At 72.5% G+C, this 22,955-nt stretch carries 21 protein-coding genes; 12 read left to right on the plus strand and 9 right to left on the minus strand.

All coding sequences use genetic code 11. The features are described from left to right. Nucleotides 1–6: 6 nt before the first annotated feature. A complete protein-coding gene (locus OG788_RS15805) occupies nt 7–663 on the minus strand; it encodes a pirin family protein (protein WP_351538815.1) in 657 nt (218 codons plus the stop codon). Between the two features lie 95 nt (nt 664–758). Here OG788_RS15805 and OG788_RS15810 point away from each other — a divergent pair, with 95 nt between their 5' ends. From OG788_RS15810 to fabF, 5 genes are all read left to right on the plus strand, one after another. Then, complete coding sequence (locus OG788_RS15810; protein WP_351538818.1) at nt 759–1,964, plus strand: helix-turn-helix domain-containing protein; 1,206 nt, start codon at nt 759–761, stop codon at nt 1,962–1,964. Nucleotides 1,965–2,053: 89 nt separating this feature from the next. Continuing rightward, nucleotides 2,054–2,971, plus strand: coding sequence for an ACP S-malonyltransferase (locus OG788_RS15815; protein WP_356754259.1), 918 nt, complete (start codon nt 2,054–2,056; stop codon nt 2,969–2,971). Between the two features lie 13 nt (nt 2,972–2,984). Continuing rightward, on the plus strand, nt 2,985–4,016 hold the full coding sequence (locus OG788_RS15820; protein ID WP_351538824.1) for a ketoacyl-ACP synthase III: 1,032 nt from the start codon (nt 2,985–2,987) through the stop codon (nt 4,014–4,016). Between the two features lie 74 nt (nt 4,017–4,090). Continuing rightward, nucleotides 4,091–4,339 carry an acyl carrier protein gene (locus tag OG788_RS15825; RefSeq protein ID WP_028800941.1) on the plus strand — a complete coding sequence of 83 codons (249 nt, stop codon included), beginning with the start codon at nt 4,091–4,093 and terminating at the stop codon, nt 4,337–4,339. 127 nt (nt 4,340–4,466) lie between these two features. Beyond that, nucleotides 4,467–5,738, plus strand: coding sequence for a beta-ketoacyl-ACP synthase II (fabF, locus tag OG788_RS15830; RefSeq protein ID WP_351538827.1), 1,272 nt, complete (start codon nt 4,467–4,469; stop codon nt 5,736–5,738). Between the two features lie 126 nt (nt 5,739–5,864). Here the strand turns inward: fabF and OG788_RS15835 are convergent, their stop codons facing one another. Beyond that, on the minus strand, nt 5,865–6,359 hold the full coding sequence (locus OG788_RS15835; RefSeq protein WP_261702513.1) for a DUF3145 domain-containing protein: 495 nt from the start codon (nt 6,357–6,359) through the stop codon (nt 5,865–5,867). Between the two features lie 308 nt (nt 6,360–6,667). On the opposite strand from OG788_RS15835, the gene OG788_RS15840 reads away from it, so the two are divergent. Beyond that, a complete protein-coding gene (locus OG788_RS15840) occupies nt 6,668–7,567 on the plus strand; it encodes an SGNH/GDSL hydrolase family protein (RefSeq protein ID WP_406371479.1) in 900 nt (299 codons plus the stop codon). 10 nt (nt 7,568–7,577) lie between these two features. Then, nucleotides 7,578–8,552 carry an aldose epimerase family protein gene (locus tag OG788_RS15845; RefSeq protein WP_406371481.1) on the plus strand — a complete coding sequence of 325 codons (975 nt, stop codon included), beginning with the start codon at nt 7,578–7,580 and terminating at the stop codon, nt 8,550–8,552. A gap of 156 nt (nt 8,553–8,708) precedes the next feature. On the opposite strand, the gene OG788_RS15850 is transcribed toward OG788_RS15845, so the two are convergent. After that, complete coding sequence (locus tag OG788_RS15850) at nt 8,709–11,165, minus strand: glycoside hydrolase family 3 protein (RefSeq protein ID WP_406371482.1); 2,457 nt, start codon at nt 11,163–11,165, stop codon at nt 8,709–8,711. Nucleotides 11,166–11,269: 104 nt separating this feature from the next. On the opposite strand from OG788_RS15850, the gene OG788_RS15855 reads away from it, so the two are divergent. Next, nucleotides 11,270–11,845 carry a TetR/AcrR family transcriptional regulator gene (locus tag OG788_RS15855; RefSeq protein ID WP_266758329.1) on the plus strand — a complete coding sequence of 192 codons (576 nt, stop codon included), beginning with the start codon at nt 11,270–11,272 and terminating at the stop codon, nt 11,843–11,845. Between the two features lie 6 nt (nt 11,846–11,851). Here the strand turns inward: OG788_RS15855 and OG788_RS15860 are convergent, their stop codons facing one another. Together OG788_RS15860 and OG788_RS15865 are read right to left on the minus strand one after the other, a co-directional pair. Continuing rightward, entirely contained in the window at nt 11,852–12,247 is a 396-nt protein-coding gene (locus OG788_RS15860) for a RidA family protein (RefSeq protein WP_406371484.1), read from the minus strand. A gap of 8 nt (nt 12,248–12,255) precedes the next feature. Then, nucleotides 12,256–13,068, minus strand: a complete 813-nt coding sequence (locus tag OG788_RS15865) for an NAD(P)-dependent oxidoreductase (protein WP_406371486.1) — start codon at nt 13,066–13,068, stop codon at nt 12,256–12,258. Nucleotides 13,069–13,126: 58 nt separating this feature from the next. Here OG788_RS15865 and OG788_RS15870 point away from each other — a divergent pair, with 58 nt between their 5' ends. Beyond that, nucleotides 13,127–14,155, plus strand: a complete 1,029-nt coding sequence (locus OG788_RS15870) for a LysR family transcriptional regulator (RefSeq protein ID WP_406371487.1) — start codon at nt 13,127–13,129, stop codon at nt 14,153–14,155. Between the two features lie 186 nt (nt 14,156–14,341). Continuing rightward, nucleotides 14,342–15,649, plus strand: coding sequence for a pyroglutamyl peptidase (locus tag OG788_RS15875; RefSeq protein ID WP_406371489.1), 1,308 nt, complete (start codon nt 14,342–14,344; stop codon nt 15,647–15,649). A gap of 48 nt (nt 15,650–15,697) precedes the next feature. Here OG788_RS15875 and OG788_RS15880 read toward each other — a convergent pair whose 3' ends face one another. Together OG788_RS15880 and OG788_RS15885 are read right to left on the minus strand one after the other, a co-directional pair. Continuing rightward, a complete protein-coding gene (locus OG788_RS15880; RefSeq protein WP_406371491.1) occupies nt 15,698–16,528 on the minus strand; it encodes an EI24 domain-containing protein in 831 nt (276 codons plus the stop codon). 328 nt (nt 16,529–16,856) lie between these two features. Continuing rightward, the gene (locus OG788_RS15885; protein ID WP_351538854.1) at nt 16,857–17,720 is read right to left on the minus strand and encodes a hypothetical protein; all 864 of its coding nucleotides are present in this window, start codon (nt 17,718–17,720) and stop codon (nt 16,857–16,859) included. Nucleotides 17,721–18,008: 288 nt separating this feature from the next. Here OG788_RS15885 and OG788_RS15890 point away from each other — a divergent pair, with 288 nt between their 5' ends. Continuing rightward, nucleotides 18,009–20,591, plus strand: coding sequence for a M14 family zinc carboxypeptidase (locus OG788_RS15890; RefSeq protein WP_406371493.1), 2,583 nt, complete (start codon nt 18,009–18,011; stop codon nt 20,589–20,591). Nucleotides 20,592–20,654: 63 nt separating this feature from the next. Here OG788_RS15890 and OG788_RS15895 read toward each other — a convergent pair whose 3' ends face one another. Together OG788_RS15895 and OG788_RS15900 are read right to left on the minus strand one after the other, a co-directional pair. Continuing rightward, the gene (locus tag OG788_RS15895) at nt 20,655–21,074 is read right to left on the minus strand and encodes an organic hydroperoxide resistance protein (protein WP_406371494.1); all 420 of its coding nucleotides are present in this window, start codon (nt 21,072–21,074) and stop codon (nt 20,655–20,657) included. A 93-nt stretch (nt 21,075–21,167) separates the two neighbouring features. Next, nucleotides 21,168–22,190: an NADP-dependent oxidoreductase gene (locus tag OG788_RS15900; protein ID WP_351538863.1), complete on the minus strand. Its 1,023-nt coding sequence runs from the start codon at nt 22,188–22,190 to the stop codon at nt 21,168–21,170. A 109-nt stretch (nt 22,191–22,299) separates the two neighbouring features. Here OG788_RS15900 and OG788_RS15905 point away from each other — a divergent pair, with 109 nt between their 5' ends. Further along, complete coding sequence (locus tag OG788_RS15905; protein ID WP_406371497.1) at nt 22,300–22,749, plus strand: MarR family winged helix-turn-helix transcriptional regulator; 450 nt, start codon at nt 22,300–22,302, stop codon at nt 22,747–22,749. The last annotated feature ends 206 nt before the right edge of the window (nt 22,750–22,955 follow it).

The raw sequence follows: 22,955 nt of genomic DNA on the forward strand, positions 1-22,955 counted from the left end.
CCGGCGTCAGACGACCGTCATCTCCCACACGAGCAGCTCGGCGGGAGCGCCCGCGACCGCCTCCAGGTCCTTGGCGTCCGTGATGCGGGCCGCGTCGCCCTCCCCCAGCTCCTCGCCGTCCAGGCGGACCTCGCCGCGCACGACATGGACGTAGACGAAGGGCGCGTCGGGGACGGCCGTGCGCTCGCCCGCCGTCAGCCGGCGCACATGGAGCATGGCACCCGCCTCGGGAACGGCGTACGGGGTGGAGTCGGCGATGCCGTGGACCGTCTCGTACGCGGGGTCGCCGCCCGGTTCCAGCGGGGCCAGCCACATCTGGACGAAGACCAGCGGCAGCTCGCCGTCGTTGCGCTCGGCGTGCCGGACGCCGCCCGCGGAACTCAGTCGCTGGACGTCGCCGTGGCGCAGCACCGACTCGTGTCCGGCCGAGTCGCGATGGGTCAGCTCCCCTTCCACCACCCAGGTGACGATCTCGGTGTGGCTGTGCGGGTGCTCGTCGAAGCCGGCGCCGGGGGCGAGCCGCTCCTCGTTGCAGGCGATGACCGCGCCGAAGCGGAGATTGTCGGGGTCGTAGTGCGGGCCGAAGGAAAAGGCGTGGAGCGAGGAGATCCCGGCCGCCGGATCCCCTCCGCGGTAGCGCTCGTCGGCGCGGCGGACGTCCATCACATCCACCACGTTAGCCCCGGCCCGGCGACCGCCCCGCCCTTACTTGCGACCCGGCGCCGCACGGCTCCGTCCTGATAAGGCAGTCTTGTCCCGTGCCCGAACCCGAATCCAGCAACACCGAGCGCCCAGCGCACGACGTCCACACGCACTCCGCGACCCTCAAGCGGCTGGAGAAGTCGGCCGGCACTCTCGCCGCCCAGGCCATCACGCGGATGGACGAGACGCTGCCGTGGTACCGGGCCATGCCTCCGGAGAACCGGTCCTGGATCGGCCTGGTCGCCCAGGCCGGTATCGCCGCCTTCACCGAGTGGTTCCGGCACCCGGACGCGCCGCAGGCCATCTCCACCGACGTCTTCGGCACCGCGCCACGCGAGCTGACCAGGGCCATCACGCTGCGCCAGACGGTGGAGATGGTGCGGACCACAATCGAGGTCATGGAATCGGCCATCGACGAGGTGGCGGCTCCCGGCGACGAGTCCGTGCTGCGCGAGGCGCTCCTGGTCTACGCCCGCGAGATCGCCTTCGCCACCGCCCAGGTGTACGCGCAGGCGGCGGAGGCACGCGGTGCCTGGGACGCCCGGCTCGAATCGCTCGTCGTGAACGCGGTGCTCTCCGGCGAGGCCGACGAGGGCGCCGTCTCCCGGGCCGCCGCGCTCGGCTGGAACTCGCCCGAACATGTCTGCGTGGTGCTGGGCACGGCACCCGACGGTGACAGCGAACTGACGGTCGAGGCGATCCGGCGGGCCGCCCGGCACGCCAAGCTGCAGGTGCTCACGGGGGTGCTCGGGGACCGGCTGGTCGTCATCGCGGGCGGCAGCGACAACCCCCTCGCCGTCGCCAAGTCACTGATCGGTCCGTACGCCGCCGGATCCGTCGTCGCCGGGCCGATCGTGCCCGATCTGCTCGCCGCGACCCGCTCCGCGCAGGCCGCGGCGGCCGGACTGAAGGCGTGTTTCGCCTGGCAGGACGCCCCGCGCCCGGTTCTCGCGGACGATCTGCTGCCGGAGCGCGCGATCGCCGGAGACCCGTCCGCCCGCGAGCAGTTGGTGGAGGAGATCTACAGACCGCTGGAGGAAGCCGGCTCCGCACTCCTCGAGACGCTGGCCGTCTACCTGGAGCAGGCGAGCAGCCTCGAAGGGGCCGCCCGGATGCTCTTCGTCCATCCCAACACCGTGCGCTACCGGCTCCGACGTGTGACTGACGTCACCGGCTGGTCGCCCTCGGATGTACGATCCGCGTTCACGCTGCGGATCGCGCTCATCCTGGGGCGTCTGGCCGATGGAGATCCCCAAACCTAGGCTTTTGTCGGGGACCTACAATTCCCCCTCGTGTTCTTCGTCCCTGTCCCCACGGGCGGCCGTGGCCGTCCACAAGAGAGAGTGTGAGAGTGCTCGTACTCGTCGCTCCCGGCCAGGGCGCTCAGACGCCCGGCTTCCTGACTCCTTGGCTCGACCTCCCCGGCGCCGCCGAACGCCTCGCCGCGTGGTCGGACGCCATCGGGCTCGACCTTGCCCACTACGGCACGCAGGCCGACGCGGACGCGATCCGCGACACGGCTGTCGCCCAGCCGCTCCTGGTCGCCGCCGGCCTCCTGTCCGCCGCGGCACTCGGTGACGTGAACCCCGGTGCCGTCGCCGGCCACAGCGTCGGCGAGATCACCGCCGCCGCGTTCGCGGGCGTGCTCGACGACACCGCCGCGCTGACCCTCGTACGCAAGCGCGGCCTGGCGATGGCCGAGGCCGCCGCCATCACGCAGACCGGTATGTCGGCGCTGCTCGGCGGGGACCCGGAGACGACGGTCCCGCACCTGGAGAAGCTCGGACTGACCCCCGCGAACGTGAACGGCGCGGGCCAGATCGTGGCCGCCGGCACGCTGGAGCAGCTGGCAGCGCTGGAGGCGGACAAGCCCGAGGGCGTCCGGCGCGTCGTGGCCCTGAAGGTGGCGGGCGCGTTCCACACCCGCCACATGGCCCCCGCGGTCGAGGCGCTGGCGAAGGCGGCCGCGGACCTGAGCCCGGCCGACCCGCGGATCACGTACGTCTCGAACCGGGACGGCCAGGCCGTCGGCTCCGGTACCGAGGTCGTCTCACGCCTGGTCGGCCAGGTCGCCAACCCGGTCCGCTGGGACCTGTGCATGGAGACCTTCAAGGAGCTCGGCGCGACCGCGCTGATCGAGGTGTGCCCCGGCGGCACGCTGACCGGTCTGGCCAAGCGCGCGCTGCCCGGCGTCACGACGCTGGCCCTGAAGACACCCGACGACCTCGACGCGGCTCGCGAGCTCATCGCCGAGCACAGCGCGGCCTAAGGAGCCCGAGACCATGTCGAAGATCAAGGCACCCAAGGGCGCTCCGTTCGCGCGCATCCTCGGCGTCGGCGGCTACCGTCCCGTCCGGGTGGTGCCCAACGAGGTGATCCTGGAGACGATCGACTCGTCCGACGAGTGGATCCGCTCGCGCTCCGGCATCGAGACGCGGCACTGGGCCTCCGACGAGGAGACGGTCGCCGCGATGTCGATCGAGGCGTCCGGCAAGGCCCTGTCCGACGCCGGGATCAACGCCGATCAGATCGGCGCCGTGGTGGTCTCCACCGTGTCGCACTTCAGCCAGACCCCGGCCATCGCCACCGAGATCGCCGACAAGCTCGGCACGAACAAGGCCGCGGCCTTCGACATCTCGGCCGGCTGCGCGGGCTTCGGCTACGGCCTCACCCTCGCCAAGGGCATGATCGTCGAGGGTTCGGCCGAGTACGTCCTCGTCATCGGCGTGGAGCGGCTGTCCGACCTCACCGACCTGGAGGACCGCGCGACGGCCTTCCTGTTCGGCGACGGCGCGGGCGCGGTCGTCGTGGGTCCCTCCGAGGAGCCGCACATCGGCCCCACCGTCTGGGGCAGCGAGGGCGACAAGGCGGGCACGATCAAGCAGACCGTGCCGTGGGACCGCTTCAGGATCGGCGACGTCTCCCAGCTCCCGCTCGACTCCAAGGGCGAGATCAAGTTCCCTGCCATCACGCAGGAGGGCCAGGCGGTGTTCCGCTGGGCCGTGTTCGAGATGGCGAAGGTCGCCCAGCAGGCGCTGGACGCGGCCGGCATCAGCTCGGACGACCTGGATGTCTTCATTCCCCACCAGGCCAACGAGCGGATCATCGACTCGATGGTGAAGACGCTGAAACTGCCGGGACACGTCACGGTCGCGCGTGACGTGCGCACCACCGGCAACACCTCGGCCGCCTCGATCCCGCTCGCAATGGAGCGGCTCCTGGCGACCGGTGCGGCGAAGAGCGGCGACACCGCGCTCGTCATCGGCTTCGGGGCGGGTCTCGTGTACGCCGCGACGGTCGTTACCCTCCCCTAGGCACTCCGTACCGGATCACCCGGTCCGTACGGAAACCGCCACCCCTCTGGAAACACACCGAAGGAGCGCCTGACATGGCCGCCACTCAGGAAGAGATCGTCGAAGGTCTCGCCGAGATCGTCAACGAGATCGCCGGGATCCCCACCGAGGACGTCCAGCTGGACAAGTCCTTCACCGACGACCTGGACGTCGACTCGCTGTCCATGGTCGAGGTCGTCGTCGCCGCCGAAGAGCGCTTCGACGTCAAGATCCCGGACGACGACGTCAAGAACCTCAAGACCGTCGGCGACGCGACCGACTACATCCTCAAGCACCAGGCCTGATCTTCCGGTCACCTGGGCCGACCGCCCGGGTTCGCCCGGGCCCCGTGCCCAGGTTCGCCCGGTCTGATGCCCCGCCACCCGGCGGTGGCGCCGCTGAATCCTCGTATCCGTTGGAGAAAGAATTCCCGTGAGCCCGACCAATCGCACCGTGGTCGTCACCGGTATCGGCGCAACCACACCGCTGGGTGGCGACGCAGCCTCTACCTGGGAGGGCCTGATCGCCGGACGTTCCGGCGTACGCCCCCTGGAGCAGGACTGGGCCGCCGACCAGGCGGTCCGTATCGCGGCGCAGATCGCCGTGGAGCCGGGCGAGGTCATTCCCCGCCCGCAGGCCCGTCGCCTGGACCGCTCGGCGCAGTTCGCGCTGATCGCGGCCAAGGAGGCCTGGGCGAACGCCGGTTTCACCGACAAGGCGGGCGAGGACCCGAGCGTCGACCCCGACCGGCTGGGCGCTGTCATCGCCTCCGGCATCGGTGGCGTCACGACCCTGCTCGACCAGTACGACGTGCTGAAGGAGAAGGGCGTACGCCGTGTCTCCCCGCACACCGTTCCGATGCTGATGCCGAACGGTCCGTCCGCCAACGTGGGGCTCGCCGTGGGCGCCCGCGCCGGTGTGCACACCCCGGTCTCGGCCTGCGCCTCCGGCGCCGAGGCCATCGGCTACGCCATCGAGATGATCCGCACGGGCCGCGCCGACGTCGTCGTCGCCGGTGGCACCGAGGCGGCCATCCACCCCCTTCCCATCGCCGCGTTCGGCAACATGATGGCGATGTCCAAGAACAACGACGACCCGCAGGGTGCCTCGCGTCCCTACGACGTCGCCCGTGACGGCTTCGTCCTCGGCGAGGGCGCCGGCGTCCTCGTCCTGGAGTCCGCCGAGCACGCCGCCAAGCGCGGTGCCCGGGTGTACGCCGAGGCGGTCGGCCAGGGCATCTCGGCCGACGCGCACGACATCGTGCAGCCGGAGCCCGAGGGCCGCGGCATCTCGCACGCCCTGCAGAACCTGCTCGACAACACCGACCTGGACCCCGCCGAGATCGTGCACGTGAACGCGCACGCCACCTCGACGCCGGCCGGTGACGTGGCCGAGCTGAAGGCGCTGCGCAAGGTGTTCGGCGACGAGGCCGACCACTTCGCGGTCTCCGCCACCAAGTCGATGACCGGTCACCTCCTCGGTGGCGCCGGTGGCGTCGAGTCGGTCGCGGCCGTGCTCGCCCTGTACCACCGGGTCGCGCCGCCGACCATCAACGTCGAGAACCTCGACCCCGAGGCCGAGGCCGCCGCCGACATCGTCCGCGGCGAGGCGCGCAAGCTGCCCGTCGAGGGCCGGATCGCCGCGCTGAACGACTCGTTCGGCTTCGGTGGGCACAACGTGGTCCTGGCGTTCCGTACCATCTGAGGCCGGGTTCTCTCCGCCGAACGGCGTGTGGCCCGCACCCCCTTGCCGGGGGTGCGGGCCACACGCCGTTCGGCGTCGGTCGGGTGCTGTGCGCGGACCACTCCCCGCGGGGGCGGTCCGTACGGGTCACACCACCTGGTGCAGCCAGCGGACCGGGGCGCCCTCGCCCGCGTAGCGGAAGGGCTCCAGTTCGTCGTCCCAGGGCTTGCCGAGAAGCTTGGCGAGGTCGGCCTCCAGGTCGCTCTCGCCGCGCTGGGAGCGCAGGAGCGCGGCGCGCAGGCGGTCCTCGGGGATGAGGATGTCGCCGTGGATGCCGGTGACCGCGTGGAAGATGCCGAGCTCGGGGGTGCAGCTGTAGCGCTCGCCCTCGGCGGTGGGGCAGGGCTCGGCGGTGACCTCGAAGCGCAGCAGGTGCCAGCCGCGCAGCGCGGAGGCGAGCTTGGAGGCGGTGCCGACCTCGCCCTTCCAGGAGAACTCGGATCTCCAGGTGCCCGGCGCGGCGGGCTGCCGGATCCAGTCGAGGTTGACGCGCGTGCCGAGCACCCCCGCGACCGCCCACTCGACGTGCGGGCACAACGCGCGGGGCGCGGAGTGCACGTAGAGAACTCCACGTGTCGTCACTGGGGCCTCCGGACAGAGCGAGACATCTTGTAACTTAGCGGAACGGCAGTGGCAGGGCGGCCACGGGGCGAGGCTACCGTGCGGCGGCGCAAGGAGTGTGACGTACCGTCGGTCCAAGCGCCGTGAACCTCCGAGGTTTCACCCGGCGGGACGCGTCCGGACTCCCTTGCCGGGGGTCCGGGGTTGTTCCCCGGGCAGAGACGGCCGCACATGGAAACGCGGTGCGACCGGCCGTGTACGACGTGGTGCGACCTACCGTGCGGGACGGATGCCGACCAACCCTGTACAACGATCGAGGGGACCAGGGGATGCGGAATCGCAGCCACCGTTCACGGGCCGTCCTCGCCTTCGCAGCGGCGACGGCTCTTCTGGGCATCGCCGCGTGCGACGCCACCGGTGGCAATTCCTCCGCGCCGAGCGGCACGAGAACGCGGCCGTCCCCGAAGCCCACGCCGGTCTGGGACCGCAGTCCGGCGTCCATGGCCGCGGTCGGCGACTCCATCACCCGGGGCTTCGACGCCTGCAGCGTGCTGTCCGACTGCCCCGAGGTGTCGTGGGCGACCGGCAGCGATCCGCAGGTCAACAGCCTCGCCGTACGTCTGCTCGGCACGACCGGGGCGGCCGAGCGCAGTTGGAACTACGCGGTGACCGGAGCGCGGATGGCCGACCTGCCCGGTCAGATGGCGCAGGCGGCGACCCGGAAGCCGGAGCTGGTCACAGTGATGGCGGGCGCCAACGACGCCTGCCGCTCCTCCACGTCGGCGATGACCTCCGTCACCGACTTCCGAACCGCGTTCCAGGACGCGATGGACACCCTGCGCGGCACGCTGCCCAGGGCCCAGGTGTACGTGTCGAGCGTGCCGGATCTGAAGCGGCTCTGGTCCGAGGGGCGCGGCAATCCGCTCGGCAAGCAGGTCTGGAAGCTGGGCATCTGCCCGTCCATGCTCGGCGACGCGGACTCGCTGGACTCGGCGGCGACCCTGCGGCGCGGAAAGGTGCAGAACCGGGTGGAGGAGTACAACCAGGTGCTCCGGGAGGTGTGCGCCAAGGACCGGCGCTGCCGCTTCGACGGGGGCGCGGTGTTCGACTACCGCTTCGGGACCGACCAGTTGAGCCACTGGGACTGGTTCCATCCGAGCAAGAACGGACAGGCGCGACTCGCGGAGATCGCCTACCGGACCGTCACCGCGCGCAAACCGGTGACCTAGGGTTTCCCTCATGAGTGAACTTTTCGGCACACTTTCCGACGGCACCCCGGTCCACCGCTGGACGCTGGAGCGGTCCGGGGTCCGGGTGCGCGTGCTCACGTACGGCGGTGTCGTGCAGTCGGCCGAGGTGCCGGACCGGGACGGGCTGGCCGTGGACGTGACGCTCGGCTTCCCCGACCTGGCGGGCTACACGGCGCACCCGGGGCCGTATCTCGGGGCGCTGGTGGGGCGGTACGCGAACCGGATCGGGGGCGCCCGCTTCTCGCTGGACGGATCGGCCCACCGCCTGGACCCGAACGACGGCTCCAACTCGCTGCACGGCGGCGACGGCGGCTTCGACAAGCGTGTGTGGGACGCCGAGCCGGTCGAACACGGCGTGCGGCTCTCCCGGGTCAGCCCGGACGGCGAGGAGGGCTTCCCGGGCCGTCTGGAGGTCTCGGCGACGTACACGCTCGACGGGCGGGGTGCGCTGCGCATCGCCTACGAGGCGGTCACCGACGCGCCGACCGTCCTGAACCTGACGAACCACACGTACTGGAACCTGAGCGGTTCGGGCAGTGCGCTGGGGCACGAACTCCGCCTCGACGCCTCGCGGTTGACGCGGGTGGACGCGGACCTCATTCCGACCGGGGAGATCGACCCCGTCGAGGGCACGCGCTTCGACTTCCGGGAACCCCGCAAGACCGGCGCGGGATACGACCACAACTACGTGCTCGACAAGGGGGTCACCGCCGCTCCGGTGGAGGTCGCCGAGCTGCACGATCCGGCGTCCGGGCGGGTGCTGACCGTGGCGACCACCGAACCCGGTCTCCAGTTCTACACCGCCGATCACCTGAGCGACCCCTTCGCCCCCAACGACGGCATCGCGCTGGAGACCCAGCACTTCCCCGACTCCCCCAACCGGCCGGAGTTCCCGAGCACGGAACTGCGGCCGGGCGAGGTGTTCCGGTCGGAGACGGTGTACGGGTTCTCCGTGCGGGACTAGGGGCCGGCACGGGTTCTCCGTGCGGGACTAGGGGCCGGGCGGCCGGTCCTCGTTCCGCGGGCACGGGGCGCGGGGCACGGGGCACGGGAGAGAAGGGCGAGCCCCGGTCCGGAGGTCAGGTTCCGGACCGGGGCTGCTCAAGGGGGCGTACGCCGGTCACGCCTCGATGATCGTGCTCAGTCGGTGGTCCGTGAGGGAACGGCCTGCCTGAATCTCGTACGAACCCTTCACAAACGCCCAGGCGCCCGCGGCGGTGTCCCAGACCTCGAAAGCGCGGCGCGGGAGTTCCACGACGGCCTCGACGCTCTCGCCGGGTCCGGCCTCGACCCCCGCGAAACCGGCGAGCGCGCGGACGGGCCGCTCGGCGTCGGGTTCCGCCGGCGCGAGGTAGACCTGGACGACCTCGCGCCCGGCGCGCTCCCCGGAGTTGCGGACGCGGACGGTGACGGTGCCGCCCTCGACCGCGATCGACTCGTAGGTCCACTCGGTGTAGCCGAGGCCGTGGCCGAAGGCGTACGAGGGGGTCCTGCCCTCCTTCTCCCAGGCGCGGTAGCCGATGAAGACGTCCTCGGTGTAGGGGAGTTCACCGTCGGCGGGGAGCACCTGGGTGACCGGGGCGTCGGCGAGGGAGCCCCAGGTGGTGGGGAGGCGGCCGCCCGGCTCGTGGGCGCCTGTGAGGACGTCGGCGAGGGCGGCGCCGCCCTCCTGGCCCGGGAACCAGCCGAGGAGCACGGCGGCGACCTCGTCGCGCCACGGGAGCTCCACCGGGGAGCCGGAGTTGACGACCACGACGGTGTTCGGGTTGGCGGCGGCGACGGCGTGCACCAGCTCGTCCTGCCGGCCCGGGAGCCGGAGGTCCGCCCGGTCGAAGCCCTCGGACTCGACGCGGTCGGTGGTGGCGACCACGACGACGGCGGTGTCGGCGGCGCGGGCCGCCTCGACGGCCTCGGCGATCAGCTCGTCCGGGTCGCGTACGGGCTCCTGGTGCGCGAGCGAGAAGCCGACGACCTTCATCGGGATGTCCTCGGGGAGCGCGATCACATGGGTGAGGGAGACCACGACCGGTTCCCCCGCGGTGAGTTCGACCTGACCGCGGGGCACCGGGGCGCCGAAGAACGTCACGAAGGGGTCGTCCTTGCCGGTGCCCTGGACGTCGTCGAAGTACGTCGTGCCGTCGACGGTGAGGGTGAACGCGCCGAGGCCCTTGATCCCGAAGGTGTGCGGGCCGCTGTCGCGCGGGGTGAAGGTGCCGGTGAGCTCGACGGTGTGGAGGGCGTCGTGGGTGACCCCCTCGGGCAGGTCGTCGCCCATCCACTGGATCTGGCCGCTCGGGGCCGAACCGCTGCCGATGATCTCGCCGGCCGCGTCACGGCAGACCGCGCACAGCTCGAACCCCTTGTCGGCGACGGGGAGTTCCACCGTCGGGTCGGCGCCGACGGCGTAGCTGAGACTGCCTTCGGGGAGGGCGGCGGTGAGTCCGTCGAGGGGCGAGACGATCCGGGCGGGGAAGACGGTGGCGGAGCCGCCGCCGAGGACGCGGGCGTCGCGGGCGGCCGCGCCGATGAGAGCCACCCGGTGCCCCTCGGCGAGCGGCAGGGCGCCTTCGTTGCGGACGAGGACGAAGCCGCGGCGGGCGATCTCGCGGGCCAGCGCCTCCCCGTCCACGGCCTGGGGCGGCTCGGTCACGACCGGCTCGGCGCCCTCCAGGGCGCCGACTCGGGCGGCGAGGCGGAGCACATTGCGGACGGCCGCGTCGACCGTGGCCTCCGCCACCTCGCCGGCGCGGACGGCGGCGGCGAGCGGTGCGCCGTAGACGGTCTTCGGGCCGGGCATGGCGACGTCGAGTCCGCCCTCGATCGCGCCCCTGGTCGAGCGGGCGGCCATCCAGTCGGAGACGTTGAACCCGTCGAAGCCCCATTCGCCGCGCAGGATCTCGTTCACGAGATGGCGGTGCTCGGACATCGTCGTGCCGTTGACCGAGTTGTAGGCGGTCATGATGCCCCAGGGGTGGGCGTTCTCGACGATGGTCTCGAAGGGGGCCAGGTAGAGCTCGCGCAGGGCGCGTTCGGAGACGAGGTTGTTCACCGTGAAGCGGTCGGTCTCGGCGTCGTTGGCGACGAAGTGCTTGACGGTGGTGCCGACTCCGCCGGACTGCACGCCTCGGACGTAGCCGCTGCCGATCGCGCCGGTCAGGAGCGGGTCCTCGCTGTAGGCCTCGAAGTGGCGGCCTCCGAGCGGCGAGCGGTGCAGGTTGACGGTCGGGGCGAGCAGGACGTGGACGCCCTTGCGGCGGGCCTCCTGGGCGAGGAGCGTGCCCGCGCGGCGGGCCAGCTCCGGGTCCCAGGCGGCGGCCAGCGCGGTGGGTGAGGGGAGCGCGACGGACGGGTCGTCGGCGGTCCAGTGGACGCCCCGGACGCCGATCGGACCGTCGGACATGACGAGGGACTCCAGCCCGATCTCGGGGAGCGCGGGCAGCGTCCACATGTCCCGGCCGGACAGCAGCCGGGCCTTCGCGTCCAGGTCGAGCCGACCGAAGGCCGCCTCGACGACGGCCTCGCGGGCCGCGTCCGCGCCCCTCCGGTCCTTCGCCGTCTCCCCCGCAGTCTCCGCCATGGCGGCACCTCCTCGTTGAAAGCCGTCGGTCTCCCCACATCCTGCATCGGCTACCTGTAGAGCGGTAGGTTTCGTTATTCAGCCGTTACGATGGGAGGGATGGGATGCCGTACGGTGACGCCATGGCGACCAGGACCAGGAGTGAGGAGCGACGCGCGGAGATCGTGCGCGCGGCGCTCGAGGTGATCGCCGAGCGCGGCTACCGGGGCGCGAGCCTCGCCGCGGTCGCCGAGCGCGTGGGTCTCACCCAGCAAGGCCTGCTCCACCACTTCCCGACCAAGGAGGCCCTGCTTGTCGCCGTGCTCAAGGAGCGGGACCAGTGGGACGCCGTGCCGGACACCACCTGGCGGGCCGATCTGCTCGTCTCGCTGGTCGAGTACAACGCCATGCGGCCCGGCATCATCCAGACCTTCTCGGCGCTGCTCGGCGAGAGCGTCACGGAGGGGCACCCGGCGCGCGAGTTCTTCACGAAGCGCTACACGGCGGTGCGCGCGAACATGGCCTCGGTGCTGCGCGCCGAGTACGGGGAACGGCTGCCGAGCGGCCTCACCCCGGAGCGGGCCGCCCCCCTGCTCGTCGCCGTGATGGACGGGCTCCAGTACCAATGGCTGCTGGACCCGGAGTCGGTTGACATGCCGGCCGCGTTCCGGGACTTCCTCACGCTGCTGGGCGAGCGCTGACCGCCCTCAGGCCTCCGGACGGGCACCGACCGCCGCCACGACCTCGACCTCCACGAGGGCGTCCGGCGCGAACAGGCGCGATACCTCGAAGGTCATGCTGGTCGGCACGGTCCCGGTCAGGAACTCCCGGCGTACGGCGCCGTATTCGCCGAGCCGGTCGATGTCGGTCAGATACGTCCGGATGTTGATGACGTCGGCGAGGGTCGCCCCGTGCGCGTGAAGCAGCGCGGCGATGGTCTCGAAGACGCCGCGGCTCTGGGTGGCGAGGTCCGCGCCGTCCGCGACCTGACCGGAGAGGTACAGGAGGGCGCCGCCGCCGGGGAGTTCGACGCGGGCGACCTGGGAGTAGTAGGCGTTGGCGGGCTGCGGCGCCGAGGCCGGGTTGCCGAGTGTGATGCGCATGGCGCTCCTCAGGCAGGGTGGCGGATGCGGGTGACGGCTCGCGTGATGTCCGCACCGGCCACGGCGGGGTCCTCGGCCGCGTGCCGGTAGTGCTCCAGCACCGCTTCCATGGCGGGAAGCCGGGCCGACTTCACGGCGAGCTCGATGTCCTTCACGGCGAGCGAGGTGCCGAAGTGCGCGCCTTCGGCGAAGGCGCGGCCGACGGCGCCGCCGAGGGGACCGTTCGCCAGCGCGGTGCGGGCGGTGTCCTCGTCCAGGCCGAGGGCGTCCGCGAGGACCAGGGCCTCGGCGACCAGGGCCACGCCTCCGAGGACGGCGGCGTTGAGGACGAGCTTCAGCGCGGCGCCCGAGCCGAGCGGGCCGGTGCGGGTCACGGTCCCGAAGCGGGCCAGTACGTGCTCGACACCGGCGGTGTCGCCGCCCGCGAGAACGCCGAGCCGGCCGGACTCGGCCCTGTCGGTGCTGCCCATGACCGGTGCGTCGACCAGGGTCACCCCTTCTCCCAGCCGGGCGGCCAGCTCCACGATCACGTCCGGGCCGACCGTCGACATCTCCACCCAGTGGGCGCCGGGCCGCAGTTGGGGCACGACCGCCTCGGCGACCGCGTCGAGAGCCGCGGGATCGGCGAGCATCGTGATCACCACGTCCGCGTCCCGCGCCGCCTCGCCCGGCGAAGCGGCGAGCACCGCGCCCGCGGTGACGAGCGGCTCGGCCTTCGAGGGGGTGCGGTTCCACACCGTCAACGGGTGCTGCGTACCGAGGAGCCGGCGGGCCATGGCGGCGCCCATGTGACCGAGTCCGAGAAAGGCGATCTTTTCCATGAACGGGACGCTAGGCGCGGTGAATTGATGCGACAAGCGAATGTCTAGCATGTGTGCCATGCCGAATCCGCATGACGAAGCCGCCCGTGACGACTCCTCGCGCCCCTCGCCCCTGCACGAAACGGCCCCGAAGGACTCGACCCTGTACGACACGGCTCCGGACGGCCCGGCTCCGTACGGTGCCCCCGATCTCTCCACCGTGTGGCTGCGTGTCCTTGTCGAGGTCGCGCGGCACGGCTCGTTCACCGTGGCCGCCCGGACACTCGGGTGGACGCAGTCCGCGGTGTCGCGGCAGATCTCCGCGCTGGAGGCGGCGCTCGGCGGAGCGCCGCTCTTCGACCGGCTGCCCCGGGGTGTGCGGCTGACGGAGGCCGGCCGGGTCCTCGTGCCGCACGCCGAGGCGGTGGTGGAGCGGCTGCGCGGGGCGGGACGCGAACTGGCCGCACTGCGGGAGGCCGCGGGCGGGCGGTTGCGGGTGGGCTCCTTCGCCACGGCGGACGCGGCGCTGGTGCCACGGGCCATCGCGGCGTTCCGCGCCCGGCACCCCGCGGTCCGGCTCACCCGCCAGGAGGGGTTCACCCCCGTCCTGCTGGACCGGCTGACCGCCGACCGTCTCGATCTGGCGGTGGTCTCGACGACGGGCCGCGCCCCACTGGACGCCTACACCCTGCACCACCTGCTCGACGAGTCCCTCTACGTCGCCGTCCCCGCCGCCCACCCCCTCGCGGCCGAGTCCTCCGTGCGCCTGCCCCAACTCGTAGACGCCGACTGGATATCCGGCAGCCCCCGGCCCGAGGGCACCCTGCTCGACGCGGCCCTGCGGCACGGATTCCGGCCACGGGTGGCGCACGTCGTCGCCGAGTGGACCGCGAAACAGGGGTACGTGGCCGCCGGGCTCGGAGTGACCCTGATCCCCGCGCTCGCCGCCGAGTCCGTACGCCCGGACATCGCGCTGCTGCCGGTGCTCGACGAGGCGGCGCCGGCCCGGGCGGTGTACGCGGCGACGGTGCGCGGACGGTCCCTGACGCCGGCGGCGGAAGCGTTCCTGGCCGCGCTGCGGGAGTCGGCGGCGAGGATACCCGTCTGACCGGCCACCGGACGGGCCGGCGGACGAAGCCGCCCTGCCGGGCCCCGGGGGAATCGCCCTTCCGTCCCGCACAACGCCCCACGCCCTTCGGCCACTTCCTCCCCGCACCGTGGTGCACGCCCCGCCCGTCACGGGATACTGCCGCCGTCCGGCAGCACCCCCACGCGACGGAAGGCACGAACTCCCTTGACTCGGTTACGCGTTCGGATCGGCATACTCGGGCTGACGCTGCTGGCGGGACTCGCCGCGACGCCCGCCCCGTCGGCGACGGCCGCCGAGACCTCCACCGCCGAGGAGCGACGGCTGGACGGAGCGGCGCCCCAGGAGATCCTGCGGCGCTCCGGATTCGACACGGTGGCACCGGAGTTCGTCCGGGCACTGGGCCGGGCCGAGTCGTACGCGCAGGCCGAGCGGATCGTGCGGCGCCAGGGTGCGCGGCTGTGGCGGCGGGCGGTCGACCGGGCACAGGGCCGGGGCCCGGCGGGCGGGGACCTGAGCCGGGACGACGACCGGCCGCTGTACTGGGCGCGGCTCGGCATGGCCCGCGAAACGCGGGGCTGGGAGCCCGGGTTCGCGCTGACCGATGCCCGGCGCGCCCGTCTGCTGGACGACCTGGAGCGGAGCTCGCGCGGCCAGGACGCCGTGCGCTACCCGTCGCGCACGGGGGTGAAGCGCATCCTGGTCACCGGGTTCGACCCGTTCACGCTCGACCGCGACATCCGGATCTCCAACCCGTCCGGGGCGACCGCGCTCGCCCTCGACGGCACGACGATCCGGACGGCGGACGGTCCGGCGCGCGTGGAGACCGTCGTGTTCCCGGTCCGCTGGCGGGACTTCGCCGGGGACACCTCCCGGACATCCGGTTCCGGGGAGGGGACGGTGGAGCGGACCCTGCGGCCGTACCTCCCGCACGTGGACCTGTTCGCGACGGTCAGCCAGGGCCGCGTCGGCCGGTTCGACGTGGAGCGGACCAACGGGGCCTGGCGGGGCGGCTTTCCGGACAACGAGAACATCTCCCGGACGGGGACCGTCCCGGTCACCGACCCGGGCTCGCAGCCCGAGTGGACGTCGACGACCCTCCCGTACACGCAGATCGTCGCCGCGCACACGGGCCGCTTCCCGGTCTACGACCACACCTCGGTGACCGAGATCCCGGCGGGAGGCACCGAGCCCGTCGTGCGCCCCGACGGACCGACTCCGGGTTCACGGGCCCGCGCGGGCGGCGGCGGGGACTATCTGTCGAACGAGATCGCCTACCGGGCGACGCTGCTGCGCGACCGTCTCGGCCTCGGTGCGAGCCTGCCCGGCGGTCATGTCCACACACCCGTCCTGCAGTTCGGCACGGGGAACACGGACCCGGCGACCGGGACGGTGACGGACCCCGAGTTCGTGCGCAACCGTCTCGACATCATCGAGCAGGTGCGGGCGATCCTGACGGTGGCCGCGGACGCGGCCGCCCCGGCCGTCAGGGGGAGGGGGCGCACACGGGGGTGACGCCGAATCCGGCCGGGACACTGCCGCCGGCGACGGCGAGCATCTCCGTCAGGGGGTGGTCCTCTCTCCCTCGGAAACCGTCTCGGGGTCTCCGTCGGCGGCTGTCCCGGGGTCTTCGCCGGCACCCTCGCCGATCTCCTCGCCGAGCAGGTCGCGGGCCATCAGGGTGGCGCCCGCGACGGCTCCGGGCATCAGGAAGACCGCGACGAACGGAACGAGGAAGGCGAGGCCCAGCGGGGTCCCGAAGCCCCAGACCAGCGTCTTGCGGGAGCGGAGCAGGGCGAGGCGCTCACGGAGGTCGACGCGGCGGCGTTGCAGGGCGACGGCGACGAGTTCCTCGGTGAGGAAGAAGCCGGTGACGACGAAGCCGAGCACCGGGACGACGGTCTGGCCGATGAACGGGACGAAGCCGAGCGCGAAGAGGAGGACCGCCCAGACAAGGGCCCTCACGAGGATGCGGAGGCTGTCGCGTCCGGAGATCCACAGCTCTCGCCAGAGCGGCAGCCCCGACTCGGGGGCCGTGCCGTCCGGGGAGACGTCGCGGTCGACGCGCTCCGAGAGGTTCTCGTAGAAGGGCTGCCCTATGAGCAGGGTGACGGCGGTGAAGGTGAGGACCGCGAGGAGGAGGGCGAGCGCGAAGAGCACGGCGGTGAGGAAACCGCGGAAGAGGCCCGACCAGGGACTGGTCCAGTCGTCCGCGAACGGGGTCGCCCAGGTGACGAAGTCCTCCCCGTAGACGCCGAGGGCGACCAGCGCGGCCGCGTAGAGCACGAGCGTGATGAGCCCCGGCACCAGCCCGAACCCATAGCTCTTCCCGTGCCGGGCCACCCATCGCTGGCCGCGCAGCAAGTAACCGAAGCCCACCCCAAGATCGCGCATGGGGGAAACTTTATCGGGGTGCCGCGGGAGAGGGCACCGGGCGGGGGACGGTCTCGGCGCGACGGGGAGGGCCCTCGGCACCGGACGGTCGCGATCGCCACGGCACAGCGGGACGGCACGGCACCGGGTCGCGGTGTCCGCCGGCCGGGTGCCGCCGGGCCCGCTCCGTGCCGACAGGCCCCTCCGTGCCGACAGGCCTCCATGCCGACGGGCCCCTCCGTGCCGGCAGGCCTCCGTGCGGACGGCCCCGGCGACGGGTCCGGTGACGGTCCGGGTGATCGTGGCGGTCCCGCACCGCGCGTCTCCGCCATGACCCGCCCGACAGGTCCTAGGCGACGGTGACGGCGACCACCACCCCCTGATCCGCCGCGGGCGCCATCGCGGCGGTGACGCGGACCGCGGCGGCCCGGGCGACGCGCCCGGCGCGACGGGCGGAGCCCAGCATCACGGGCTGGAGCTGCTCGAGGCCGGCGACGAGGAGTTCCTCGCTCGCGACGAGGAGCGGGCGCGCCGCCGTCGCGGCGGCGGCAGCGGCCTCGGCGAGGTCGGCGAGCGGGGGCAGCCCGGCCCGGACGACCCCGGCCCCCGCGGCGGCCGCCCGCTCGGCCAGGGCCACCTGGAGGGGCAGCAGTGGAGCCAGCGCCGCCGTCAACGCGTCGGCGACGCGCTGGAGTTCGGGCGAGGAGTCACGCAGGACGCCGGCCGCCGCCCGGAGCACCGGAGTGAGCGCGAGCAGGGCCCCCGCCGCGACGCCGGCCGCCGCGGGCAGCAGCGGTGAGGTGGCCTCGACGAGCTCGCCGAGCGCGACGACGGCCTCCTGAACCGCTGGTTCCACCGCGTCGAGGACGGGCAGCAGGCTGTCGCCGATCGCGGCGAGCAGCGCCTGGGCGGGTTCGCTCACGGGGTGCACGGCGAGCGGCGCCCCGCTGGTGCCGAGCCGGGTCAGCGTGTCGACGATCTTGTAGAAGGCCTCCTGCGCCTGCGGGGAGGCGCTCGCCTCGGCCAGTTCCGCCGTCGTCTCGCGCAGGACGCGCAGCGCCTCGGTCCCGGAGCCGTCCCGGGGGTCGAGGGTGTTGACGGCGATTCTGGTGATGTTCCCCGCGGTGTCGAGGAGTTGGCCGGTGATCTCGGTCGTGGTGCGCACCACGCGCAGCACGTCCCCCCTGCTGGGGAGCGACGGAATCGGGGACATGGACTCTCCTCGCCGCACGTTTCGCCGCCGGACCTGTCCGGCGGATCGGGCCGGGTGCCGCACTCAGCATGCCCGCTCCGGCCCCCCGGTGATGCGCCGTCCGGGGCATCCATGACGGCCGTCGGGACGGACGTGAGGGCTGTTGTGACGGGAAGGCGCCCTTGTTGCGGAAGAGTCGAACAGGTACACCTCGCCGTACCGACCCGAGCCGGTCCGTGCGCGCCTCGGACCGACCTCGGGAAGCCGCCGGCACGCCCTCAGGAAACCCCTGCCCCGGAGGTACGACGCATGCGCTTACCGAAGCCTCGCCGAGCCCTGCCGAGACCCGCCCTGCTCGCCGCCGTCGCCGCGGTCGTGGCCGGCTCGCTGGTGCTCGCCCCGACCAGCGCCACCGCGGACCGCAGGCCACCGGTCCGCGAGGGCGCCGCAGCGGCCGACAGCGCCGCCCGGGCGCCCGTGAGCGCCGCCCGCGCCGCGCTCACCGCCCCCGTCACCGACCTCTCGGAGAGCACCCGCGGCTACCCCCGCCGGCAGGTCCTCACACCCGACCCGGTGAACCTCGCCGACAAGTCCATCAAGCTCGGCCTCACTCCGTACCACGCCATCGCGCCGAAGCTGAACGCCCTTCAGCGGCTGGGCGACCGGGTGAGCGTCGAGGTCGCGGGGCGGTCCGCGGGCGGCCACCGTCTCTTCCTCGTCACGGTCACCGCCCCGGAGTCCGCCGCCCGGGCGCTCGCCCAGGAGCGGATGCGCGAGCTCATCGAGAACGCGCCCGGCGCCGCCGCCGAGGACCCCGCGGTCAAGAGCGGTTACAAGACGCCGGTCTTCTTCAACAGCAACATCCACGGCAACGAGTGGGAGGGAACGGACGCCGCCCTCTCCCTCATCGAGCACCTCGCCACGGACACGGACGCGAGGACGAAGGACCTCCTCGCCCACAGCCGGATCTACTTCAACATCACCGCGAACCCGGACGGCCGGATCGCTGGCACCCGCGCCAACGCGAACGGCTTCGACCTGAACCGGGACCTCGTCACCGCCTCGCAGCCCGAGGCGCGCGCGATGCGGCAGATCGCGATCGACAAGCAGCCGGCCGTCATGCTCGATCTGCACGGCTACGTCAACGGCACGCTCATCGAGCCGACGACCCCGCCGCACGGCGAGAACTACGAGTACGACCTCTTCCTCAAGAACACCTACGCCAACGCCCTCGGCATGGAGGCCGCCGTCAACGGCCTCGGGTACACCCCCGCCGCCGACGGTGTGGAGCCCGCCCAGATCCCCTTCCGCGACCAGCAGGAGGGCTGGGACGACTGGCCGCCGATCTTCACCCCGCAATACGCGGCCTTCCACGGCACGGTCGCCGCGCACACGGTCGAGATCCCGATGAACGTGAACGGCACGGCGTACGACACCCTGCCGGTGGCCGAACTGAGGCGCCGCTCGGCGATCAACGTCGATGTCGCGGGCGCCGCGCTGCGTGCCACGCTCGACTTCGCCCGGTCGCACCGGACTTCTCTCATCGCCGACCAGATCGAGGTCTTCCGGCGGGGCGCGACGGGTGCCGCGCAGGTACCGGTCTCCTCCGAGACGGTTCCCGGCGTCCCGGGCATCGGCCCCGAGGACGTCTACACGACCGACTTCCCGAGCGCGTACGTCATTCCGGCGGGCACGGCCCAGCGTTCGGGCGCCGCCGCAGCGCGTCTGGTGGACCACCTGATCGCCAATGACGTACGTGTCACCCGCGCCGCACGCGGTTTCCGGCTCGCGGGACGCTCGTACCCGAAGGGCTCCTTCGTCGTCGATCTGCGTCAGCCCAAGCGCGGCCTGGCCAATGTCATGCTCGCGGACGGGCGGGACATCAGCGACAAGGTGTCGACGATGTACGACATCTCGGGCTGGAGTCTCGGCCGGCTGTGGGGCGCGACGGTCGAGCGCGTGGAGAGCGGGGGCCTGTCGGCCCTCCCGCTGCGCGCGGTCGACGCGGCGCCGCACGCCGGACGGGTCGCCCCCCGCGGCGACCTGCGGCTCCGGCTCGGCACACCGCAGGAGGTCGCCGCTCTCAACTCCCTTCTGAAGCAGGGTGTTCCGGTACGACAGGACGGTGCCGGCGGGGCGGTCGTGCCGGCGTCGGCCCGTGCGAAGGCGGTCGAGGCCGCCCGCGCGTACGACGTCTCCTTCGACGCGGCGGGGACGGCGCGCGACGCCTCCCCCGGCGCGGCGGCGCGGGGCGGCCCGCTGCGGCGTGTCCGTGTCGCCGCCGCCGTCACGCCCGGCGAGCTCTTCGCGCTCCGCGAGATGAACTTCGACGTGGTCCCGGTGTCGACGGCGATCCTCGACGCGGGCTTCGACTGGTCGGCGGTGGACGTGCTGTTCGTGTCGTCGGGGCTGAACCACGCGGACCTCACGCCGGCCGCGCGGTCCGCTCTCGACACCTTCCTGGGCACGCACGGCCTCGTCGGGCGCGGTGCCACGGGTGCGGCGCTCAACGCGGCCGCCGGCCTGCTCGACGTGCGGCCGGTGGAGGGCAACCAGGACGCCAACGGCGTGGTGCGCGTCGTGAATTCGGGCGGTTCCGTGACGGCGGGCGCCCCCGACCACAGCTTCGTCTACGCGCCCGTCTGGTTCACCGACCCGGGCCCCGGGGTTCGCGTCGAGCAGTCGTACGCGACCGGCGATCCCCTGGTCTCCGGGCACTGGCGGCCGCTGGACGACGGATCGGGCGGGCCGACGGCGGCCGGCGGCCGGGCCTCGGTGGTCTCGGGGCCGCATGCCGTGCTGTTCGGTACCGAGCCGCTCTTCCGCGACCACCCGAAGGGAGAGTTCCCGCAGGTGGCGAGGGCGCTGCTGACGGTGTCCCCGGAGCTCTGAGGAAAGGCGGAGGCCGCACCCCACGTCCCGGGGTGCGGCCTCCGCCGTGTGCAACGAGCGCCGTCAGGCAAGCGTCACGGTGATGTCGCCGCGGGTCGCCTTCGAGTACGGGCAGACCTGGTGGGCCCTCTCCAGGAGCGCGCGGGCGGTGGTGGCGTCGACGTTCGGGATCACCGCGGAGATCTCGACGACGAGCCCGAAGCCGTCGTCGTTCCTGCCTATGCCGACCTTCGCGGTGACGGTCGAGCCGGAGACGTCGGCGCCCTCCTGGCGTGCGACGACGCCGAGGGCGCCCTGGAAGCAGGCGCTGTACCCGGCGGCGAAGAGCTGCTCCGGGTTGGTTCCGGCGCCGCTTCCGCCCATCTCCTTGGGCGGGTTGACGACGACGTCGAGCCGGCCGTCGTCGGTGGCGACCCGGCCGTCGCGGCCGTTCTCGGCGGTGGCGACGGCCGTGTACAGGACGTCGGTCTGCTGGATGGACATACGGTGCGTTCCTCCTTGGTCCGCCGCGACTCGCGCCCACGATCGCGACGACTTCGGAAAGAAGTTACCGCATGCCGGAAGTCCAGCGACAGGTCAGAGCTTGACGATCATCTTTCCGATGTTGTCGCCGCGCAGGACGCCGAAGAAGGCCTCCAGGTTGTTCTCGATGCCCTCCACGACCGTCTCGGAGTACTTCAGCTCACCGGAACGGATCCAGGCGCCGACCTCCTGGACGAACTCCTTCTGGAGGTCGTAGTGGTCGCCGACGAGGAAGCCCTGGATGCGGCCGCGGGTCTGGATCAGCCGGGCCAGGTTCTTCGGGCCGGGGACCGGCTCGGTGCTGTTGTAGACGGAGATCATGCCGCAGATCGCGATGCGGCCGTCCTGGTTCAGCGAGCCGATGGCCGCCTCCAGGTGGTCACCGCCCACGTTGTCGAAGTAGACGTCGACGCCGTCGGGGGCGGCCTCGCGCAGCTGCTGGGCGACCGGGCCGTTCTTGTAGTTGAAGGCGGCGTCGAAGCCGTACTCCTCGACGAGCAGCTTGACCTTCTCGTCGGACCCCGCGGAGCCGATGACGCGCGAGGCGCCCTTGAGCCGGGCGATCTGACCCACCTGGCTGCCGACGGCACCGGCGGCGCCGGACACGAAGACGGAGTCGCCCTCCTTGAAGGAGGCGGTGCGCAGGAGGCCGGCGTAGGCGGTGAGGCCGGTCATGCCGAGGACGCCGAGGTACGTCGACAGCGGCGCGGCCTCCGGGTCCACCTTGACGGCCTGCTTGGCGTCCACGACGGCGTACTCGCGCCAGCCGAAGAAGTGCAGCACGTGGTCGCCGACGTCGACGCCCTCGGCGTTCGAGGCGATGACCTCACCGACCGCGCCGCCCTGCATGGTCTTGCCGAGCTCGAAGGGAGCGACGTAGGACTTGGCGGCGCTCATGCGGCCGCGCATGTACGGGTCGACGGACACATAGCTGTTCCGCACCAGGACCTCGCCCGGACCCGGCTGCGGGACCTCGGCCTCGACCAGGGCGAAGTCCGCGGGCTCGGGCCAGCCGACCGGACGGCTGACGAGGTGCCATGCACGACCGGTGGAGGGAAGCTGGGGGGTCTCGGACATGAGGTGCGCCTTTCACGGTGACCGGCGAGCGGTTCTAATACTTCAGTACCTGAAACAACCATGCGCCTGAATATTTCATGATGTCAAGTAACGCGGTACGCTCGGAGGCATGGCCACCCAAAAGAGACCCCGGATCGACCCTTTGACCATGGAGGTCGTCGAGTTGATCGGCACGGTCGTGGCCCGCTACCACGACGAGTACGAGGACGCCGCCGCCGAGCACGCCCTCACCGGCGCGCAGGCGCGACTGCTGAGCCTGCTCTCGCTGGAGCCGCTGCCGATGCGCCGTCTGGCGCAGCAGCTGAAGTGCGAGCCGTCGAACGTCACGGGGATCGTGGACCGGCTGGAGGCGCGGGGCCTGGTGGAGCGTCGCCCCGACCCGGCGGACCGCCGGGTGAAACTGGCCGCGGCGACGACCGAGGGGCGCGGCGTCGCCCGCGGCCTGCGCGAATCGCTGAACTTCGCCCGCGAACCCCTCGCGGAACTCTCGGACGAGGAACGCCTGACGCTGCGCGACCTGCTGCGCCGCATGCTGGGCACGGACGACACGGAGGGCTGAGTCTCCGCGCGGCGGCGCGGGGGCGCGGCAGGGGCGGCGGCGCGGCGGGGGCGGCCGGGGCCACCGAAGGCACGGCGGCGCGGCAGCGGACCGGCGGCACAGGAAACGCGGCACGTCGCCGCACAGGAACCGGAACGGACCAGCGCGGGAAGCGGAACGGATCGACGCGCCGGAACCGGAACGGAACGCGGCGCCGCGGTGGCGTG

The organism is Streptomyces sp. NBC_00647, assembly GCF_045207245.1.
In the GTDB taxonomy this organism is placed as follows: Bacteria; Actinomycetota; Actinomycetes; order Streptomycetales; family Streptomycetaceae; genus Streptomyces.

Excerpts from the sequence above, each read along its gene's own strand:
- OG788_RS15885 (WP_351538854.1), bottom strand. The coding sequence starts at position 17,720 with ATGTCCCCGATTCCGTCGCTCCCCAGCAGGGGGGACGTGCTGCGCGTG.
- OG788_RS15845 (WP_406371481.1), top strand. The coding sequence starts at position 7,578 with ATGAGTGAACTTTTCGGCACACTTTCCGACGGCACCCCGGTCCACCGC.
- OG788_RS15840 (WP_406371479.1), top strand. The coding sequence starts at position 6,668 with ATGCGGAATCGCAGCCACCGTTCACGGGCCGTCCTCGCCTTCGCAGCG.
- OG788_RS15870 (WP_406371487.1), top strand. The coding sequence starts at position 13,127 with ATGCCGAATCCGCATGACGAAGCCGCCCGTGACGACTCCTCGCGCCCC.
- OG788_RS15860 (WP_406371484.1), bottom strand. The coding sequence starts at position 12,247 with ATGCGCATCACACTCGGCAACCCGGCCTCGGCGCCGCAGCCCGCCAAC.
- OG788_RS15905 (WP_406371497.1), top strand. The coding sequence starts at position 22,300 with ATGGCCACCCAAAAGAGACCCCGGATCGACCCTTTGACCATGGAGGTC.
- OG788_RS15825 (WP_028800941.1), top strand. The coding sequence starts at position 4,091 with ATGGCCGCCACTCAGGAAGAGATCGTCGAAGGTCTCGCCGAGATCGTC.
- OG788_RS15890 (WP_406371493.1), top strand. The coding sequence starts at position 18,009 with ATGCGCTTACCGAAGCCTCGCCGAGCCCTGCCGAGACCCGCCCTGCTC.
- OG788_RS15850 (WP_406371482.1), bottom strand. The coding sequence starts at position 11,165 with ATGGCGGAGACTGCGGGGGAGACGGCGAAGGACCGGAGGGGCGCGGAC.
- OG788_RS15855 (WP_266758329.1), top strand. The coding sequence starts at position 11,270 with ATGCCGTACGGTGACGCCATGGCGACCAGGACCAGGAGTGAGGAGCGA.
- OG788_RS15820 (WP_351538824.1), top strand. The coding sequence starts at position 2,985 with ATGTCGAAGATCAAGGCACCCAAGGGCGCTCCGTTCGCGCGCATCCTC.
- OG788_RS15865 (WP_406371486.1), bottom strand. The coding sequence starts at position 13,068 with ATGGAAAAGATCGCCTTTCTCGGACTCGGTCACATGGGCGCCGCCATG.
- OG788_RS15895 (WP_406371494.1), bottom strand. The coding sequence starts at position 21,074 with ATGTCCATCCAGCAGACCGACGTCCTGTACACGGCCGTCGCCACCGCC.
- OG788_RS15880 (WP_406371491.1), bottom strand. The coding sequence starts at position 16,528 with ATGCGCGATCTTGGGGTGGGCTTCGGTTACTTGCTGCGCGGCCAGCGA.
- OG788_RS15900 (WP_351538863.1), bottom strand. The coding sequence starts at position 22,190 with ATGTCCGAGACCCCCCAGCTTCCCTCCACCGGTCGTGCATGGCACCTC.
- OG788_RS15805 (WP_351538815.1), bottom strand. The coding sequence starts at position 663 with ATGGACGTCCGCCGCGCCGACGAGCGCTACCGCGGAGGGGATCCGGCG.